The sequence below is a fragment of the Oceanobacillus jeddahensis genome, from assembly GCF_000750635.1.
GTDB lineage: Bacteria > Bacillota > Bacilli > Bacillales > Amphibacillaceae > Oceanobacillus > Oceanobacillus jeddahense.
Window position 1 is genome coordinate 408604 of record NZ_CCDM010000005.1, and the last position, 17825, is coordinate 426428.

General features: G+C 34.5%; 20 protein-coding genes. 15 read left to right on the top strand and 5 right to left on the bottom strand.

The genetic code is table 11. The features are described 5' to 3' along the window. Positions 1-16: 16 nt before the first annotated feature. Positions 17-346, bottom strand: a complete 330-nt coding sequence (locus tag BN986_RS20710) for a DMT family transporter (RefSeq protein ID WP_040983662.1) — start codon at positions 344-346, stop codon at positions 17-19. Positions 347-377: 31 nt separating this feature from the next. Between BN986_RS20710 and BN986_RS20715 the strand changes: the two genes are divergently transcribed. Then, a complete protein-coding gene (locus BN986_RS20715) occupies positions 378-1238 on the top strand; it encodes a LysR family transcriptional regulator (RefSeq protein ID WP_040983664.1) in 861 nt (286 codons plus the stop codon). 352 nt (positions 1239-1590) lie between these two features. Here BN986_RS20715 and BN986_RS20720 read toward each other — a convergent pair whose 3' ends face one another. Beyond that, entirely contained in the window at positions 1591-1962 is a 372-nt protein-coding gene (locus tag BN986_RS20720; RefSeq protein WP_040983666.1) for a winged helix-turn-helix transcriptional regulator, read from the bottom strand. A gap of 206 nt (positions 1963-2168) precedes the next feature. Here BN986_RS20720 and BN986_RS20725 point away from each other — a divergent pair, with 206 nt between their 5' ends. Then, entirely contained in the window at positions 2169-3227 is a 1059-nt protein-coding gene (locus BN986_RS20725) for an LLM class flavin-dependent oxidoreductase (protein WP_040983668.1), read from the top strand. 544 nt (positions 3228-3771) lie between these two features. Here the strand turns inward: BN986_RS20725 and BN986_RS20730 are convergent. After that, positions 3772-4353 carry an NADPH-dependent FMN reductase gene (locus BN986_RS20730; RefSeq protein ID WP_040983670.1) on the bottom strand — a complete coding sequence of 194 codons (582 nt, stop codon included), beginning with the start codon at positions 4351-4353 and terminating at the stop codon, positions 3772-3774. A 329-nt stretch (positions 4354-4682) separates the two neighbouring features. Here BN986_RS20730 and BN986_RS25865 point away from each other — a divergent pair, with 329 nt between their 5' ends. From BN986_RS25865 to BN986_RS20755, 5 genes are all read left to right on the top strand, one after another. After that, the gene (locus BN986_RS25865; protein WP_052400988.1) at positions 4683-5249 is read left to right on the top strand and encodes a YcxB family protein; all 567 of its coding nucleotides are present in this window, start codon (positions 4683-4685) and stop codon (positions 5247-5249) included. 164 nt (positions 5250-5413) lie between these two features. After that, positions 5414-5551: a hypothetical protein gene (locus BN986_RS20740; RefSeq protein ID WP_157037095.1), complete on the top strand. Its 138-nt coding sequence runs from the start codon at positions 5414-5416 to the stop codon at positions 5549-5551. A gap of 237 nt (positions 5552-5788) precedes the next feature. Further along, positions 5789-6535, top strand: a complete 747-nt coding sequence (locus tag BN986_RS20745) for an SDR family NAD(P)-dependent oxidoreductase (RefSeq protein WP_040983844.1) — start codon at positions 5789-5791, stop codon at positions 6533-6535. A 574-nt stretch (positions 6536-7109) separates the two neighbouring features. Next, positions 7110-7370, top strand: a complete 261-nt coding sequence (locus BN986_RS20750) for a Rossmann-fold NAD(P)-binding domain-containing protein (protein ID WP_040983675.1) — start codon at positions 7110-7112, stop codon at positions 7368-7370. Positions 7371-7434: 64 nt separating this feature from the next. Beyond that, the gene (locus BN986_RS20755; protein WP_040983678.1) at positions 7435-8040 is read left to right on the top strand and encodes a DUF4352 domain-containing protein; all 606 of its coding nucleotides are present in this window, start codon (positions 7435-7437) and stop codon (positions 8038-8040) included. A gap of 280 nt (positions 8041-8320) precedes the next feature. Here BN986_RS20755 and BN986_RS20760 read toward each other — a convergent pair whose 3' ends face one another. Next, entirely contained in the window at positions 8321-8647 is a 327-nt protein-coding gene (locus BN986_RS20760; protein ID WP_040983680.1) for an MmcQ/YjbR family DNA-binding protein, read from the bottom strand. Positions 8648-9049: 402 nt separating this feature from the next. Here BN986_RS20760 and BN986_RS20765 point away from each other — a divergent pair, with 402 nt between their 5' ends. The 7 genes from BN986_RS20765 (at position 9050) to BN986_RS20795 (ending at position 16295) form a co-directional block, all read left to right on the top strand. Continuing rightward, entirely contained in the window at positions 9050-10234 is a 1185-nt protein-coding gene (locus tag BN986_RS20765; RefSeq protein WP_040983682.1) for a cation:dicarboxylate symporter family transporter, read from the top strand. Next, positions 10224-11267 carry a threonine aldolase family protein gene (locus BN986_RS20770; RefSeq protein ID WP_052400990.1) on the top strand — a complete coding sequence of 348 codons (1044 nt, stop codon included), beginning with the start codon at positions 10224-10226 and terminating at the stop codon, positions 11265-11267. Before BN986_RS20765 ends, BN986_RS20770 begins: the two co-directional genes overlap by 11 nt. A 104-nt stretch (positions 11268-11371) precedes the next feature. After that, positions 11372-12133, top strand: coding sequence for a GntR family transcriptional regulator (locus BN986_RS20775; protein ID WP_040983686.1), 762 nt, complete (start codon positions 11372-11374; stop codon positions 12131-12133). Between the two features lie 335 nt (positions 12134-12468). Continuing rightward, positions 12469-13233 (top strand): class I SAM-dependent methyltransferase, encoded by a 765-nt coding sequence (locus BN986_RS20780; RefSeq protein ID WP_040983688.1) that lies wholly within the window; start codon positions 12469-12471, stop codon positions 13231-13233. 111 nt (positions 13234-13344) lie between these two features. Further along, the gene (locus tag BN986_RS20785; RefSeq protein ID WP_052400992.1) at positions 13345-14037 is read left to right on the top strand and encodes a DNA alkylation repair protein; all 693 of its coding nucleotides are present in this window, start codon (positions 13345-13347) and stop codon (positions 14035-14037) included. 45 nt (positions 14038-14082) lie between these two features. Then, entirely contained in the window at positions 14083-14568 is a 486-nt protein-coding gene (locus BN986_RS20790) for a GNAT family N-acetyltransferase (protein ID WP_040983690.1), read from the top strand. Between the two features lie 632 nt (positions 14569-15200). After that, a complete protein-coding gene (locus BN986_RS20795; RefSeq protein WP_040983692.1) occupies positions 15201-16295 on the top strand; it encodes a DUF3887 domain-containing protein in 1095 nt (364 codons plus the stop codon). A gap of 73 nt (positions 16296-16368) precedes the next feature. Here the strand turns inward: BN986_RS20795 and BN986_RS20800 are convergent, their stop codons facing one another. Further along, positions 16369-17112: a protein kinase family protein gene (locus tag BN986_RS20800; RefSeq protein ID WP_244445061.1), complete on the bottom strand. Its 744-nt coding sequence runs from the start codon at positions 17110-17112 to the stop codon at positions 16369-16371. 402 nt (positions 17113-17514) lie between these two features. Between BN986_RS20800 and BN986_RS20805 the strand changes: the two genes are divergently transcribed. Continuing rightward, on the top strand, positions 17515-17703 hold the full coding sequence (locus BN986_RS20805) for a hypothetical protein (protein ID WP_040983695.1): 189 nt from the start codon (positions 17515-17517) through the stop codon (positions 17701-17703). The last annotated feature ends 122 nt before the right edge of the window (positions 17704-17825 follow it).

A 17825-nucleotide genomic window follows, 5' to 3' on the forward strand; every position in this document is an offset into this window, starting at 1 on the left:
TTCCATATTATTTACTTTAATGAATGATGAAATCTATGGGGAGACTTAATCCAATGATCCCTAAAACAATCAATAATATCCCAAATACTTTTATAAATGAAATAGATTCATTGAAAAAAAGAATGCCATTGATTGTTATTAAAATGGTGCCTCCGCCAGACCATAGAGCATTTATAATACCTAGTTCTTTGACTTTGGTTAACCAAATATATAAAGTTAATGCCAAGAAATAAGAAACAATGACAATAACGGAAGGTATAAATGAAGTAAAACCTTCCGACAATTTCATAAAAGTTGCAGCGTTTACCTCAAAAATGATAGATAAGATAAGAATTACATAATACATGAGTGATACCTCTCTTTAGGATGTGGATATGATGAATTTACAAACGCTTGAATATTTTGTCACGGTAGTGAAAGAAAAAAGTATAACAAGAGCAGCTGAAAAGCTATATATCTCTCAACCAGCCTTAACAAAACAAATAAAAAGGCTGGAAGAACTATTGGGATTTCCTGTTTTTAATCGCTATTCACAAGGTGTTACCCTCACCATAAAAGGAGAAAGATTTTTCAATGATATAGAACCTACTATTCACCAATTAAGATTTGATATTGCTAAACATATAACTGATCAAAATATAAAAATTGGCAGTGATCCCTTTTTAGCGATGTACTATTACCCTGATTATTTTGACAATACAGAGCAATTAAATATTCAAATAACCAAAGTGACTGATGATACAATAGATTTAATTCCACTAATGAAATCTGGTGAAATTGATGCTGCGATTATTCAGGACTATCCCCATCAAAACGGCTTGATTTCTACTTGGCTATTTGATGATGAATTTTATGCAGCTGTTCCAGAAAAATACGAGTCTGCTAAAAATCAAAGTATATCGATAACCGAATGCCTAAAATACACACAACTTTTACCTTTTATTGATTCTCCTTTGTACAGCAGAATAAAAGTTTTAATAGAAAATCATGTAGAAAAACCGCCCGAGATTATTGAAATGCCTTATCATTCACTTATTGGGTTTGTCGCCCAAGGAGCAGGTATTTCTTATCTTCCATCTATGGTAGTTCAAAAGATAAATTATAAAGGTGTAAAATTTATTCCTATAGAAGAATCTCCAATAAAAAGAAAGATGTATTTATATGCGTTAAACAAGAATACTTTCCATTTGTTAAAGAAAGTATTTGAGAAACAGTATAACGATTCATTTCTTGTTTGAGAAATACAAGTTTGGAACAGTGATATAACTTAATGTTATGAGAAAGTAAGTAATGAAGGATGTAAAATGAAGATGCTTATGCCAGGGAGCTGACACATTCATGAATCTAAAAAAAGGATATTCATGGAGAAGTTATTCATTTTTTACTGTAAGCATAATCGGCTCTCTTATCATGCTCTTATTAGAATCGCTTACTGTGGTTAATTAGTGGGTCGCTAATTAAGTTTTTAGTTGAATAATAGTTAATCTGTCCATGAAAAATACCAAATCACTCACAATCAGAGTAATTTGGTATTTTTCATGGCTTCATTTTCGTATCAGATTATCCATTTCCTTTATATAATGAGTGGAATTAATTTTCCATCATCTTTTCATTATCTTCCCTATACAAGCCCTTTAAATGCTCCAGATGGTTGAACCCCCAACTTCTCATAGATACTAATAATGGCTTTAATCCATGGCCATAATCTGACATGGAATATTCCACTTTTGGAGGCACTTGTTGATAAACTTTGCGATCAATAATGTTATTATATTCTAATTCTCTTAATTGGGAAGTTAACATTTTTTTCGTGATCTCTGGAATAGCCCGTTGCAGTTCGCTAAAACGTAATGTTTCATTCTCCATAAGATGGAATAAAATAATCGGCTTCCATTTACCCGAAATAATATCTAATGCTGCCTGAAGTTCTTTACAGGTTTCGCCTCTAGGTTGATTTGTCATTTTATCATCTCTCCTTTATAAATTGATGTTTAAATTCCTTATATATCAAATGGTTTCTTAAAAGTAACTAGGTTTAATTAAAGTGCCTACTTCTCAAAAAGAAACTTTAGATTTATTATAACCCTAGTAGTCAAATAAATACAATCTTATTATTTGATTTATTTTATATAAATTTATACGGAAGGTGAAAATATGGAGGTTTATCGATGCATATAAATGTTGATCAATTGCAATTTGGCCTGGATACATTTGGCGATATTGCTTATAAAGACGAGACAAAAGAACGGATGAGCTATGAAGAATCATTACGAAATATTGTGGAAGAAGCAAAATTGGCGGATGAACATGGGGTGGATGCAATTGCTTTAGGTGAGCATCACCGTGAAGAATATTCTATCTCAAGTCCGGAAACTGTTTTAGCTGCACTTTCCTTAGTAACAAAGAACATTACTTTAGGTACAGGTGTCACGGTTTTAAGTTCCGATGATCCGGTAAGGTTATATGAACGTTTTGCGACCATTGATGCTTTATCAAATGGGCGTGCTCAAATGATGATTGGACGTGGAGCATATACAGAGTCTTTTCCACTTTTTGGTTATGATTTAAGGAACTACAATGAGCTTTTTGAGGAAAAGATTGCGCTTCTGAATGAGTTAATTAAAAATGAACCAGTTACTTGGAAAGGAAATCTCACACAATCACTTGATCATGTTCAAGTCTATCCTAAACTGGAGAAAAAACTGGATGTTGTCGTAGGTGTGGGCGGTACTCCAGAGTCTATCGTTCGTGCAGCAAAATATAATTTCCCTGTTGTGTTAGCCATTATTGGTGGAAATCCAGCACGTTTTAAGCCGTTTGTAGATCTTTATCACAAAACAACGCATGAATTAGGGAATACGCCTCAATCTGTGGGCATGCATTCTTTAGGTGTTATTGCTGAAACGGACGAAGAAGCAAAAGAGATTGCCTGGGACTATATAAAAGCTACGATGGACAGAGTAGCTAGAGAACGGGGCGGATCACCGATGAAAAGAGAACACTTTGAATACGAAGTCAACGATGGAGCTTATTTTGTTGGAAGTCCAGAAACCGTTGCCCAGAAAATTGCCCATACGATACCGGCTGTTGGAGTTCAACGATTTAATTTAGTTTATAGTGTGGGAGGACAGCTTCAAAAACATCGCTTCCAGACAATTCGTCTTTATGGTGAGAAAGTAATTCCAAGAGTAAAAGAATTACTAAGAGAAAGAATAAATAGGAATTAAAAATCAATCGTTTTACTTGATATACAGAATTCTAAAAGGAGCATGGCTCCAAAACATATCCAATGGAAATGTTAAGTGTTTCATTCAACACAAACAAAAAGGTAAAAAATTTAAAGCTTAACAATAAAACTATTTATAAGAAGGAGTTCATATAAAATGAAAATATTAGTACTCGTTTTTCAATTTCCTTTCTACTGGTATAATGCACTTCCATTACTGAAAAAATGGTAAAAGGGAGATTTTGAGCAGTTCTTCCTGTAACCTATGGCTGACAATATGCTAGAAATAATAAATGCTCTCTGCATAGTTTGAGAGATTTCTCTGACCACTATAAAGAGAGCATATCATTTTCATTTCCTGCTTATGCAAAATAGTTCTTGTTTTAAACATTTTGCATAAGCAGGAATTTATCATTCCATTGAATTATACTAATCGGTGTCCGCCCTCAACATGAAGAATTTTTCACTATCTTTTTGTTTGTGAGTTTCATTTTACACTTGTATCTTTCAACGGATATTTTGGATGAATTATTTGTTTTTATGATTTACACGAAGCTTTTTTCTTTTCGCACAGATTTCAGTGCAGTAGACCAGGCAACAACATCATCAATCATTTCGCCAAATCTTGGTTTATGCACTTCCATTGGTGTGAAAGTTGCCATGTTTTCAAAGTCGTTAAATAAGCTGAATGCACCTTGTGGTTCTACCGTTGCTACTTTTAAGTTTGACAAAGTGGTGCGTAGTGCGAGAGAAGCTGCGATACCTAAAGTAGAACCATAGCTTACGATACCAGCTGCTTTATGATGCCATTCTGAACCTAAATAATCTAAATGATCTTTAAGACCTGATGGGAAATTTTTGTTGTATTCTGGTGTAACAAAAATAAATCCATCAAATGAATCAATTTTTCTGGACCATGCATTTTGAGCTTCTGTTGCATAATCTTTATTTGTCATAAGTGGCGGGATAGCTTCGTTGAAACGTCCAAGACCACTTTCTTTAATATCAACTATTTCAAATTCTGCATCCACATCTTTATTATCTGCAAAATCTTTCACCCATTCTGCAACTTGCAGGTTTACGCGTACATCACGTGTACTTCCTGTAATAATACCAATTCTAGTCATGTTAAAACCCTCCGTATAAATTTATATGAAATCAATCAAATAATAAGATTGTATTGATTTGATTACTAGAGTTATAATAACCCTTGAGTCTCTTATTGAAAAGTAGGCACTTTATTTAAACCTAGTTACTTTTAGGAAACTAATTGATATAAAAGGATTTTGCAGACATGATCAGAAGGAGAAATTTTAAATGACAAATCAAATGGGGGAGGAAGAATGTGGAGATAGTATTGTTGGTAAGTAGAAGCCGATGATTTTATTCTGCTAAATGAAGTTTATGAAATGAATTGCTTTTTAAAGCAGTATTTGAAGTAAGGAGCATACAAGTAATGTCAAACAATGTAACAAATGAACTTACGTTAACAACAAATATAACATATAAGGATTATCTGAAATTTTCCATATACCATCCAAGGAAAGTCCTTCTTCTTTTTTTCATAGGATTCTTTTTCGTATTTTTTATCATACATGGTTATGCCTCTATACCAGATTTATTTTTACAGTTTATTTATGGCAGGTATGGAAATATGGCTGGAATTCTTTTATTTGATGCATTCAAAGCAGCACTCACATCAGGTTCGCTGGTGTTCATCGCAATCTTTTTTATCTGGTTACGTGTCCGTAAAGAATATAAAAGTGACCGTTTAATAAGATCTGATATTTCTTATACCATCAACCGGGAAGGAATTAATCAAAAAAGAGGAAAATCCAATATGTATATTGAATGGAAAGATGTATATAAGGTTTTTGAAAAAAAGGATATGTTTTTAATTTATATATCTAAAAATAAAGCAATTCTCCTTCCAAAACGATTTTTTAATTCTGATAGGAAAGTATCTAGTTTTAAAAATCTGGTGCAGGAAAATTTACTAGAAAAAAAGATTAAAATGAAATGAATTTACTCTTATGGAAAGAGTATTGCGGCAGATTTGCACTATAGGAAAAACAAATTAATATTAAACTCTGTTGAAGCAGAGTTTATATTAAAGGGGAGTTGGCATATCAGCTGACTACATATAATTACGATGGGCTGTTTCATGCAAAATCGTTACATAAATGCATGGATTTTAAAATCTTAGAGGCTGTGTTTGAACCATTTATGGATAGGGAAATGAAAGTTGAAAAGGAAAACCAGAATGATATGCTTTTTTATCACGGAGAAGCGTCCGTAAAACTCCCGCCTCAAAATAAAGCATGAAAATAAATTTATTTAGGCGGGAGATAACGGACGCTAACTCCCTGAATCACTCAACTAACACTCAGTGGGAAAAGAACAAAAGCTCCCACTGAGTGAAGTTTCGTTTTATAAGGCGGTGCACATGTTAAGCAGCTGAAAACATGTGCACCGCCTTATAAACATTCACTAATTGGAAATTAGAAGGATAAAATGTTACGTTTAATGAAAGCGATTTCAAATAAAGAGGAGGAAATGTTCATGGTTAAATTGGATAATAAAGTTGCTATCGTAACAGGTGCAGCCAGCGGAATGGGAAGAGAAGTTGCAACACGACTTTCAACTTTAGGTGCGAAAGTTGCTGCAATAGATATGAATAATGAAAAAGGGAATGAAGTGGTTGAAGAAATGAAAGCAGCTGGTCGAGAAGCCATTTTTTTGCAAGCAAATGTGACAGATCCGCAAGAAGTAAAAAATTATGTAGAAGAAACAATGGCTCATTTTGGACGGGTGGATTTATTCTATAATAATGCCGGGATTGTTGGATCATCTGCAATGACTGCTGAGATTTCAGATAGCCAGATCAGTGATACAATTGATATTAACTTAAAAGGTGTGCTGTATGGATTGAAATATGTTATTCAGGCAATGGAGAAATCAGGTGGTGGTGCGATTGTCAATACTGCTTCCGGTGCAGGGCTTGAAGGCACACCTTCTCTTATTGCATATGGAAGCTCAAAGCACGGTGTAGTTGGTGCGACCAAGACGGCAGCGTTAGAATATGCTGATAAGAATATTAGAATTAATGCGATTGCCCCGGGGAGTATAAAAACGCCGATGATTGAAAATATTGATCCGAAGCAGCAGAAAGAGATTGAAGCCTCAATTCCAATAAAACGGCAGGGCACTGTTATAGAGATAGCAGATTTAGTTGTTTATCTTTTGGGAGATGAGGTGTCCTATATTACAGGTGCTGTAATTCCAATTGATGGCGGGTATACAGCATAAATGATGATCAAGAATGATCCTTATAAAAGCTGCATACTTATTTCCGTCACCGCCTGCTTCCAATTATTCCGGGATGCAGGCATTTGAACTACTCCATCTTGATTTCAAGCAAAATCTGAAGATGGAGATTCCTGCGAACACCAATGCATCCATCAGTTATTTTAGCAGGCTCTACCCGTAGTCCCTATGGTGAATGCTTTGATACTTTATACGACGGCTTCACCGCACACCCTATTTTAGCTTGGTTTTCGCAACTTCAGTGTGTGCGTGTCAAGTAGTGCTTGGATATTTTACGTGACAAAGCATTTCTTGTCATACCCCTGTATACCCAGTTCTCAAAGAATGTTTCGTATATTGATATTGTACAACGAGAACGTAAGTTTGCCTACGAAAAAAGGCGATTCATCTCCACCCTAGCTTCGCTTGAGGATGGAGTCTTCTCGACCAAAATGATAAAACTGCAAAGACTGCTGTTCTAATGATGATGTATTATCTGAGTGAGCGCTTAGAAAGTAAAGGAGTGACTGTGAATGCGCTGCACTCGGGTTTCATTTATACACCGCAGGCGACATGAATGTCACCGGAGCTTTTGAAACCGGTTATGAAATTATTTTCTAAGACTCCGGAACAAGGTGCAGCTTTACCTGTTTATTTAGCTGCATCCAATGAAGTAAAAGAAGTTACTGGAAAGTTTTTTAAAAATAATAAAATAGAACAGACTTCTCCCGTTTCGTATAATAAAGAACTTCAAAAAGAGTTGTATGCAAAAAGTGTTCAATGGACAGGTTTGCATGCAGATGATTTTACAGAATCCTTTTCTTTAAATAAAAAGTAATGCAAGCTGAATGGTATAATCAATATATAAATAGGATAGAAGAAATATAACAGGAGGCAACGGAATGAAGAAAATCTTTTTCATGTTCATTTTCGCTATTATTTTATCAGGCTGTGGTAACAGCAATGCTGAAAATACGGATACGAGCGGGGACGCTGATGTGGAAAGTGAAGAGAATAGTGATAATGAAGAAACCGAAGAAGCGGCAGAAGAAACAAATGAATCGGAAGAAAAAGATATTTATCAAATTGGTGATACAGCAGATATTATAAGCAGTTCATATGGATTTTCGTACCAAGTAACTTTAAATCATGCAGAACTTACTACGGATCCAGTCGATGGTGTTTCACTGGAAGATATAGGTGATTCTGCGGAAGATGGAGGAGAGTTTCTGGTTGCGAATGTGACCATTAAAAACACTGGAGACAGCCCGATCACGCCAATAGAACAATTATCAGCACAACTGTATGACGAAGAATATCCCCGTTTTTTCTCATTAGATGAGACTTTTACGGAAAGAAATGATGAACTAGCACCTGGAGAGGAGATTACTGGAAACTTGGCATATGCACATAATTCTTATGAGGATAATGATGTCATGTATCTAACTTTTGAGGCGGAAGCGATTGAGGAAGAAACAAGGTTTGAGATTCCAATTCCTGTGGAGTAAAAGACATTTTTAACTGCTTTGCTGGTTTATCGTAAATAGCATGAAGGATTTTAAAGGTTATCTTGACGCAATTTGGTCTGGAGCAGGGACTATATTCGCCGTTTTATTAGGCACCGCATTTTTCAATGAATCTATCAGTTTTAAGTGAAGTGTTTTGATTACTGTTTTTTTAAGGACTGTTGCGCAATTAAAAATCCAATTGCACAACAGTTCTTAGTTTAAATTTCTAAACCCATATCTCTAGTTTTTTCTTAATTACAAAAGTGGCTGAAAAGCTTTTTCAGATAGTCAATTCATAGCTTTCTGCAATTAAATCCCGGATATCATCTAAATCCTTTGTATAATCGAGAACTATACTGACCCAGTTATCTTTATCCATGTGATACGCAGGATATATATTTTCATTTTTTCTTAATGAACCTATAAATTCCTTTCTAGCTTTCACATTTAATACATCAATTTTTCTGTCGTTTTTAATTCCTAGCTTGTCTTCTGTAATATTCATAATTAAACCAAACCATTTTTTATTATCTTTATGTCTTAAAGCCGCAAAATTGGGGAATTTTTCCCAGGGATAATCCGGTTTAACATCGATAAGCCCTCCTATATGCTAATGCTTGTTTACTCAATTATTTTATGGATTGTGTTATTCTCTAAAAAACTTTCTTTATCTATTGATATTTTCCCTTTTCAGAATAACATCAAACTGTCGAAAGCATTTAACATTAAATTTACTATTTGTAAAAGAGACAGCTATGCAAGTGAAAGTCACTTGCACAGACAGCTGACTGATTGTGCAACAGCGCCTTCTTATTTATAAGAAGGTTCTTTTTATTTTAACTATATGAAAATGGACTATTCAAGACCTGATGATTTCCACGTCTTTTTATCAATTATTAAAGTTCTTTATCTCTGACTACTAAAATATAAATATTAAAACGTCATTTGATATTATATGATATCATATGATATGTTATATACTATCATGAAAGATGGAGGGAGAGTAGAAATGAAAATAGGTCTGATTCCAAGATTAATGATTGGTCTAGTGTTAGGTATACTAGTTGGAATTTTTGCGCCGCAGTGGTTATTGAGTATTACTGAAACTGGTCGGGCACTTCTAGGGAATCTAATTCAGTTCTTCATACCATTTATTATTTTTAGTTTTATTGCTGCAAGTATTGCACAGTTAAGTAAAAGTGCAGGGAAGATGTTGACTTTTACAGTTAGCTTGTCCTATATAGATACAATCATTGCTTGTAGCCTGGCAGCAATAAGCTCGTATTTAATCATTCCACAAATTGTTGAAGGAAGAACTTTTGCAGAACCTGGGGCAAATTCATTGCCTGATCCGATTGTTGAAATTGAATTGCAGCCGTTTATGGATATCATGCCAGCATTAATTTTCGCAATTGTAATAGGATTAGCTGCAAGTTGGGGAAAAGCGAAAGTAATTAGTACAGTTGTCCTTGAGCTAAAGAATATCATTGATGTGGTTGTCAGAAAATTCATTATTCCGGTCATACCATTCTTCATCTTTTTTATATTTACTGGTATAGCGGCAGAAGGCGAGGTTTCTGGAGCAATTGTCATTTTTGGCCAAATGTTAATACTTATAGTTGCTCTCCAGTTATTATGGCTGGCAATTGAGTATTCAGTTGCTTCTGCTATAACAGGAATAAGCCCTTTTCAGGCGATAAAAGTAATGTTGCCAGCCTATTTTACAGCTATGGGAACAATGTCCAGTGCGGCGACAATTCCTGTGTCATTACGTCAAGGTAAAAAAATTCCCAAAATGGATAATAAAATTGCTGATTTTGTGATGCCTTTATGTGCTAATATACATTCTGCGGGAGCTGCATTAACGCTTACAATCAGTGCTATTACTGTTTCTTTGATTACTCTGGGGGAACTGCCGCAAATATCTTTAATTACTGTATTTATCATAGTCCTTGGGATTATATTAACAGGAGCAGCTGGTGTACCAGGCGGATCTGTGCTGGCGACGCTCGGTATACTTCAGTCTATTCTTGGTTTTAATGAAGTTGGACTTGGTTTGATGCTTGCTTTGTTTATGGTACAAGATACACTGGGCACTGCAACGAATATAACAGGAGACGGGGCGTTGGCAATGATGGTTAACAAATATTTTGGTGATAGGAATGGTAAGGAGGAAGAAACAGGTGTTGAATAAAGTAGTAGATTTACGAAGTGATACAGTAACAAGACCAACTAGAGAAATGTTAAATACAATAATGGATGCCCAATTGGGTGATGATATATTGGGAGAAGATCAAACCGTACAAGAGTTGGAACGGAAAGCTGCACAATTATTAGGTAAGGAAGATGCTTTATTACTTACTTCAGGAACAATGGCCAATCAAGTAGCAATTATGACATTCTGTGAACGCGGTGATGAAATCATCATGGGTAGAGATTCACACATATATACATTAGAAGGTGCAGCAACATCAGTGGTTGCGCAAGTTCAAATTAGAACGATAGGTGTTACTGGAGGTCAATATGATCTTGCTGAGTTGAAAGAATCGATAAATTCAGGAGATATACAGCGGCCTCCAACCAGTCTAATTTGTCTTGAAAACACTTATAATTTGAATGCTGGGCAGGTTATTCCATTGAACCATATGAAAGAAATTAGAAAAATTGCTGATAAACATGAAATACCAATCTATTTAGATGGTGCAAGAGTGTTTAACGCCGCGGTTGAATTAGGTGTTTCTCCTGCTGAAGTTTGCGAGGAGGCTGATGCTGTTCAATTTTGCATGACAAAGGGGTTGGCATGTCCGGTAGGATCGATACTTGCAGGATCGGGAGATTTTATTAAAAAGGCTAGGTTGAATAAACAACGCCTGGGTGGGGGAATGAGACAGGCTGGAATCATAGCTGCACCAGGAATTTATGCTTTAGAACATATGGTTGACAGATTAAAAAAGGATAATGATAATGCCAAATGGTTAGCGAAAGAGATAAGCAAACTTAAGCTATTTGAATTGGAACCTGAAGATTTTCCCACCAATATTGTGTCCCCAGAGATAAGACATGACGAAGTGACATCCGAAAATTTGATAGATTATCTGCAGACAAAAGGGATAAAGGTAAAAAATATTGGTAAGAAAAAGGTTAGAATGATTGTTCATTATGAAGTTACAAAAAATGACCTTGCAAAAGTGGTAGATGCATTCCACAAGTTTTCAGAACAATATTAATTAAAAAGATCCACTCCAGAATAAAATGGAGCGGGTCTTTTTGTGTGGCAGTTGAATTACATAATTGGTATAATTATTTCAAGTAGTTGACCGGGGGTGCAGTTATGCCTGTTTCAAAGAAAAAACCAGTTGCATTTTACCAGCAGGTGGCAGAAACATTAAAGGAAGATATCCTATCTGGAAAATTTGTCTCCGGTGAAAGGATAGGTTCACAAAAGGAATTAGAAGACCAATTTGGTGTAAGTAAAATTACAATTCGAAAAGCGATTGAATTGTTGGAAGAGGAGAATTTAGTTGTTACCATACATGGAAAAGGAACTTTTGTTAAACAAGAAAAAGTAGAACAGACTTTAGATGACTTGAGAAGTTTGACAGATATTATTAAATTAAGTGGTTACAATCCAGAAGTGAAAGTGATCAAGAAGGAAACAAAATTAACATCTCCTACATTTTCTAAAAATGATGATGGTAATAATATCGAAACATTATATATTGAACGTGTTCACATTATCGAAGGTGAACCGATTGCACTTGCCCAAGCATATATTCCAACTAAATTTGGAGAGAAACTTACCAAAAAAGACCTGGAAAATAACACGATTTATCAATTATTAAAGGATAAATGTAATGTTCATCTGAAAAATGCAGAACAATCCATTGAAGCATATCCTGCAAACGAAGAATTGAGCAAAATTTTAGAAGTGCCTACGGGATCTCCATTGTTGAAAGCAGAAAGGTTAGTATATAGTACAAATGACGAGCTTGTAGAGAAAATAATATTCTATTATCGATTTGACAGTTTTGCTTTTAAAGTTAAGCTTGACAATCTCAGTATAACACCTATGTGGCCGACGTCATCCAATTGAAAACTGCATGGAAATGATAACTTGTAAAGTTTAAATTTCTTTGCTGCATAAAATATGAAAATTAATGATATCAAGGGTTTTTAAGCCTTTGATATTTTTTATGTTTTATTTGTTGTTTTACAATGAAAAGAATTTTTTAAAAGTTAATTTACCAGATAAGTGAATTAATTTAAAAGAATCCAACTAATTTATAAAAAGGTTTGATACAATTGAATAGATAAATATAAGTGTACGTATTCAACAAAGTAGTCAGAGTTTGAACCCAAAAAACGATTCGTTCGTCAATAATCCAATGATGATTTAAAAAGGTTATTAAATAAGGAGTTGAAAATTGTATGGAAATTAATGACCCTTCTTTTAACTATGACAGGTATGGTCAAAAATATTCTGGGTATAGGCAAACTGATCAAAGAATTGAAGCCTATGTTTACGAAGCGTTGGGTTCAGCAAAAACAATATTAAATGTAGGCGCAGGGGCAGGCTCCTATGAGCCGGGGGACAGATATGTAGCAGCAGTTGAACCATCACGTGTGATGCGATCTCAACGCCTAAAGTCACAAAAGGTTCCAGCTATAAATAGCACAGCAGATTCATTGCCATTTGATGATAATTCCTTTGACGCATCTATGGCAATGGTTACAGTTCATCATTGGCCAAACATGCGTAAAGGTTTAAAGGAGTTGCGAAGAGTTACAAGAGAAAAAATTGTAATTATGACCTTTGATCCGGATGCATTGGATAATTTTTGGAATGCACATTACTTTCCGGAACTCATAGAGGTGGAAAAAGCTCGTTATCCTACTATAGATTTCATTATTGAGGCGCTTGATGGAGAATGCGAGATTCAACCTATTCCAGTTCCTTTTGATTGCGTAGATGGATTTCAGGAAGCTTTTTACGGAAGACCTGAAGCTTTTTTAGAAAAAGAGGTCAGGTTATCGCAGTCAGCGTGGGGATTTTTGCCTGTAGGAGTAGAAGATAAACTTGTGAAAAGGCTAGCAGATGAGCTTGAATCAGGAGAATGGGATAAAAAGTATGGAGAGTTTAGAATGAAACCAACTTTTACCTGCGCTCTTCGACTGATAATAGCTAAGTTGTAAATATTTGAGTGATATGTAGTATTTCTTATGTAATTCCTTTTTTAAATGGATTCTTTCTTATTTATGATAATACGTAAGCCTATTTTCCACTTTAACTAGAGGTGCAAATAAATGAACAATGAATATATACAAGTAATTCATAGCTTATTAATGAAGTATGAGCATAAAGATGATGCTGTAAAGATGAAAAAATACATGCATAATCAGTTTGAATTTTTTGGTCTTAGAGCTCTGCAAAGAAAGGAATTAGTTAAATTTTTAATAAAAAAGTATGGGATGCCACCAGAGGAACATTTTAATGAGATCGTTTATGAACTTTGGGAGCTTCCTGAAAGAGATTATCAAAGCATTGCTTTAGAATTAATGGATCGAAAAATCAAACATTTTAAAGAAAAGGATGTTGAATTATTAGAATATCTGATCATTCATAAATCGTGGTGGGATACAGTAGATTGGATTAAACATATAGGAGCTTATTTCGTACAATATCCGCAGAACAAAAAAGATATTACACGAAAATGGATTGGTTCGGGAAATATATGGCTGCAACGGACAGCGATTATATTTCAATTGAAATATAAAAACCAAACAGATGAAGAATTGCTAGATAGCTATATTAATCAGTGTCTGGGATCAGAAGAGTTTTTTATCGATAAAGCAATCGGGTGGTCGTTAAGAGAATACTCTAAAACCAATCCGCAGTCTGTACGGAACTTTGTTGATAAAACGCCATTGTCTAAACTCAGTAAAAGAGAAGCTTTGAAAGTGATGAAAAAGAATAAATGCGTTTTCTTAAAGAATTAGAAGTAATATATTGAATAAGGAAACGCTATATAAAGGAGGGACGAAATGGGTATTACGGTCAGAAAAGCAACAGAAGCTGACTTTTCTGCTATTCAGCAAGTTGCTCAAATAGCATGGGAGGAAACTTATAAAAATATAATTCCTGTTTCTGTCCAAGAACATTTTTTAGAAAAGGCTTATTCCATAGAGCAGCTTCATCGCAAGCTGGATATGACTGCTTTTTTCGTGGGAGAAATCGAAAATAAGGTGGTTGCATTCGCAAATTTGCACCAAAGTAAGAAAGAGAATGACTTATCTGCAATATATGTCCACCCTGAATTTCAATCAAAAGGTTTAGGCAACGCACTTTTAAAGAAAATAATGAATGAATTACAACGTGGTGACGAATTAGTGGTTTACCTGGAAAAGGGAAATCATCAAGCAGAGTCATTTTACGCTAAATACGGCTTTACCTTTATCGAAGAATTTAATGAAGTGATCTTAAATCATACTTTTCAAACGCTTAAAATGTCTGTGGTGATTGAAGGTTGAACTTTTCTATCAAAAAATAAATATCATTTTTCTTAAACGATATTTATTTTTTGAATATTCTGATTTTTGTTCAATGATCATAACCTAAGTTTTTGACTGGTATTATTTAGTATAAATCCAATTTTGCAGGAGAACTAATTCGGGTTTCCATGAAATTAAATCCCTCTTATTTATATCTCCCAATAACTCTTCTCCGTATCATCTAATTTAAATCTCCAAATTGCTTTGTGTCATTTTCTTACACCTTCATAAAAATGCTGATTTACGCTGCTTTCGTAAATATATAAACATTCTCTATCGTACTATTTTCTCTAATCAATCTGATAGTAACATTTCTTTGTCGAGGCAGTTCTCTTTTCAATTGCTGTTAAAAACATTTGTACGAAACGTGATTTCTAATTTTGATAAAACTTGTTTGGAGGAAATGATCTGGAGGTAAAAAATTAATAGTTCTCTCAACATCATTATTTGAACTCTAGCAAGCCATTCAAGCATGTGGTACGATATTAAAAGATTAGGCGTATTTTTAGGATAGAGTCTAATAGATACATAATATCTGAATTTAAAAGAAGTATAATTTTGCATTCGACGATTACAAGCAAGTAAATCATCAATATAAAGGAGCATTAAATTTGAAGTTAAAACAATTAACGATTCTATTAACAGTTATTTTACTTGTTGTTATCCTCTCAGCATGTGGAGAAACTGTTTCTGAAATAGATGAGGAAAATAGAGAAACTGCTAGAGATGAAGCAGTGCAAACGGCGGAGGATTTTTTAACACTTTTAGGAGAAGAAGAATTTGAACAAGCAGCGTCTTTGTTCAATGAGAATCCAATAAGAGAATGGACTGCTGAAGATTTTGAGGATTTATTTGTTCCAACTGCTGAGACGTATGGAGGTCTGGCTGAAATTCAACTGGTTGAGGAAGAAGAAGGAACATCCGTTTTTGATTTTGTTTTTGAAGGTAAATTTGGTGTACGTACGGTGCTCTTTTATATTGGAATTAATAGAAGCAATGAAGTATTTAATTTTCGGACAAATATTAACCCTGATTTGCAGTTTTCAGATAGCACTCATGAAGTTGCGGAAGCATTTCTGGATTTTGCAAATGAGGGAGAATTTGAGGAAGCGGCTGATTTATTTGATGATAATATGGAGCTGGAAATTACATCTGAAGATATAGCTGCAGACTGGAGAAATTTTGAAGAAGAGTATGGGGCGTTTACGCAATTTAATCTTTATGAAGAGCAAACATTTTCAAGTGATTATTCACTTATCTACGTAGGGGCATTTGGCGAGCAACTGGTTCTTTTTAATGTATATCTAAATGAAGATAATGAAATCACAGGATACTATTCCCGGATTTATAATGAAGAGGAAGATTATATTTATCCTGAAGAAGCACACCAGACGGCAGATGATTTTTTAACACGCATAGTAGAGGAAGATTTTGAAGATGCTGCCGATCTTTTGAGCGAAGAGGCTGAAACAGATACTACCCCGGAAGATCTTGAAAGATGGCGGAATAATATTGAGCAGGAGTATGGAGAGCTGGTTCGTTTTGAGTTGGACCATGAAGAAGATTATTATGGTCCTTCTGCCGGAAATTATGCGTTTGTCTATGAAGGGGAGTTTACGGAACAAAACGCAGCTGTCATTGTATATGTTAACCAAGAAAATGAGGTTAGCGGATACAGACATTCTGATTTTGAAAGAGAAGAATAACGTTTTTACAAAAAATATTTATTTTGAAAAGAATGAAGAGGAAAAGAGTGAAGCAGGACTGGCTCTTTTCCTTTTAATTATAGATATATCTATAAAGCCGATATAGTTTTGATACAGTATACATAACCCATCTGGGTATCTTTTTTGGGAAATAAGCATGTTGATAATATCGTGTATAAGCCCATTTCAAATCATTCCATTGAGTGCATTTTTTCTCTTGGGAAAAACGCGCTACATCAATAATATGCACGTTCCCTTTTTTGGTTAGAATAAGGTTATGCAAATGAATATCGGACGGGTTTAATCCTGCTTTTTCTGCATATTGTAATCCGCGGTCCACCTCTTCCATATAATAAGGGTCCAATGGAATCCCTTCTGCCAGACATTCAAAGAATGTTTTTCCTTCAATAAAATCCATTACTAAATAATTTTTTCCAGCTTCATATATAACGGGATAGTAATCATCGCCGTTTAATTTTTCGTAGTTTTGTTTTTCTTCTTTTGCTGTTTCTTCAAACGGTGAATAAAAGATTTTAATCACCCTATTTTCATTTTTAAGTTTGAATACAGCAGCACTTCTCCCCATTCCATATAATTCTAAATCACGATGGTGGTTGAGTACTTTCATGCGTCTATTTCTTTTTTGAAATAAGACAGTGGATACATAGTGAGCATATCTGGACTGTTCCATTATTTTTTCACATTGCCTTTTCTTTTTTTCTAATTCTTTTTTGATAACAGGCAGAGCGTGTTTTTGTGCCTGCTTTATTCCTTCTTTTACCACTTTTGATTTGAGAAGCTTCGTAAATTTAGACATTTCTTTTCCTCCTTAGAAGTAAGTGTGGCAAAAGCTTATTCGAAAAACGCATATTCGTTTTTCGAATCCTTTTTAAATTAAAAAAAGACCTTTGCCCACTTATATGGACAAAGGTCTCGCAAGCAACAAAATGAAATTGCTGCCAGCAGTGCCGAGGATCTCTCCTGTAATGACGACAGCTGCTATTATGCTACTCCCCTTTGGGATTTAATTCATATTTTCATTTATTATATAAGGCTAATTCTATAAGTGCAAATTTAAATGTATTTAAATTTTTTAATGATGGTTAAGAAATAGAGAGGTTGAGGCTAAAGGACTTAAAAATTCTTTATTATTCGTTGTTTCCACGGTTTTCTTTAAGGGTAAACATGTAATAAAGAACGCTGGAAGGAGCAGCGAATAATGAAAAACCGTTGGATAAGTGGACTTTTATATGCTTTAACAGGTTCTGTAATGATGTTCATTGTTAGTTTCATTCTTGGAGGTGAACCATATTGGAATAACATTATTGGTTTTCTGATAGGAGGGTTTATTTATGGAGCATTTATTCGTCCAGTGATGGAAAGGAAAATGAAGCCAAAGTCTAAGTAAATCACAACTATATTACAATGGGGATAGAAGTTGAGAAAAAATAAAAACGGTTTTTTGAATGGGGTTTAATCATTGTTGGTTGAAATTAACTGTTTTTCGCAAGCGTATACAGTTTAACTTCA

Bases quoted from the DNA above. Each gene is read 5' to 3' on its own strand.
- BN986_RS20790 (WP_040983690.1), top strand. From the start codon at position 14,083: ATGGGTATTACGGTCAGAAAAGCAACAGAAGCTGACTTTTCTGCTATT.
- BN986_RS25865 (WP_052400988.1), top strand. From the start codon at position 4,683: ATGTCAAACAATGTAACAAATGAACTTACGTTAACAACAAATATAACA.
- BN986_RS20740 (WP_157037095.1), top strand. From the start codon at position 5,414: ATGGATTTTAAAATCTTAGAGGCTGTGTTTGAACCATTTATGGATAGG.
- BN986_RS20800 (WP_244445061.1), bottom strand. From the start codon at position 17,112: ATGTCTAAATTTACGAAGCTTCTCAAATCAAAAGTGGTAAAAGAAGGA.
- BN986_RS20755 (WP_040983678.1), top strand. From the start codon at position 7,435: ATGAAGAAAATCTTTTTCATGTTCATTTTCGCTATTATTTTATCAGGC.
- BN986_RS20785 (WP_052400992.1), top strand. From the start codon at position 13,345: ATGAACAATGAATATATACAAGTAATTCATAGCTTATTAATGAAGTAT.
- BN986_RS20730 (WP_040983670.1), bottom strand. From the start codon at position 4,353: ATGACTAGAATTGGTATTATTACAGGAAGTACACGTGATGTACGCGTA.
- BN986_RS20805 (WP_040983695.1), top strand. From the start codon at position 17,515: ATGAAAAACCGTTGGATAAGTGGACTTTTATATGCTTTAACAGGTTCT.
- BN986_RS20745 (WP_040983844.1), top strand. From the start codon at position 5,789: ATGGTTAAATTGGATAATAAAGTTGCTATCGTAACAGGTGCAGCCAGC.
- BN986_RS20780 (WP_040983688.1), top strand. From the start codon at position 12,469: ATGGAAATTAATGACCCTTCTTTTAACTATGACAGGTATGGTCAAAAA.
- BN986_RS20720 (WP_040983666.1), bottom strand. From the start codon at position 1,962: ATGACAAATCAACCTAGAGGCGAAACCTGTAAAGAACTTCAGGCAGCA.
- BN986_RS20765 (WP_040983682.1), top strand. From the start codon at position 9,050: ATGAAAATAGGTCTGATTCCAAGATTAATGATTGGTCTAGTGTTAGGT.
- BN986_RS20775 (WP_040983686.1), top strand. From the start codon at position 11,372: ATGCCTGTTTCAAAGAAAAAACCAGTTGCATTTTACCAGCAGGTGGCA.
- BN986_RS20725 (WP_040983668.1), top strand. From the start codon at position 2,169: ATGCATATAAATGTTGATCAATTGCAATTTGGCCTGGATACATTTGGC.
- BN986_RS20715 (WP_040983664.1), top strand. From the start codon at position 378: ATGAATTTACAAACGCTTGAATATTTTGTCACGGTAGTGAAAGAAAAA.
- BN986_RS20710 (WP_040983662.1), bottom strand. From the start codon at position 346: ATGTATTATGTAATTCTTATCTTATCTATCATTTTTGAGGTAAACGCT.
- BN986_RS20750 (WP_040983675.1), top strand. From the start codon at position 7,110: ATGTCACCGGAGCTTTTGAAACCGGTTATGAAATTATTTTCTAAGACT.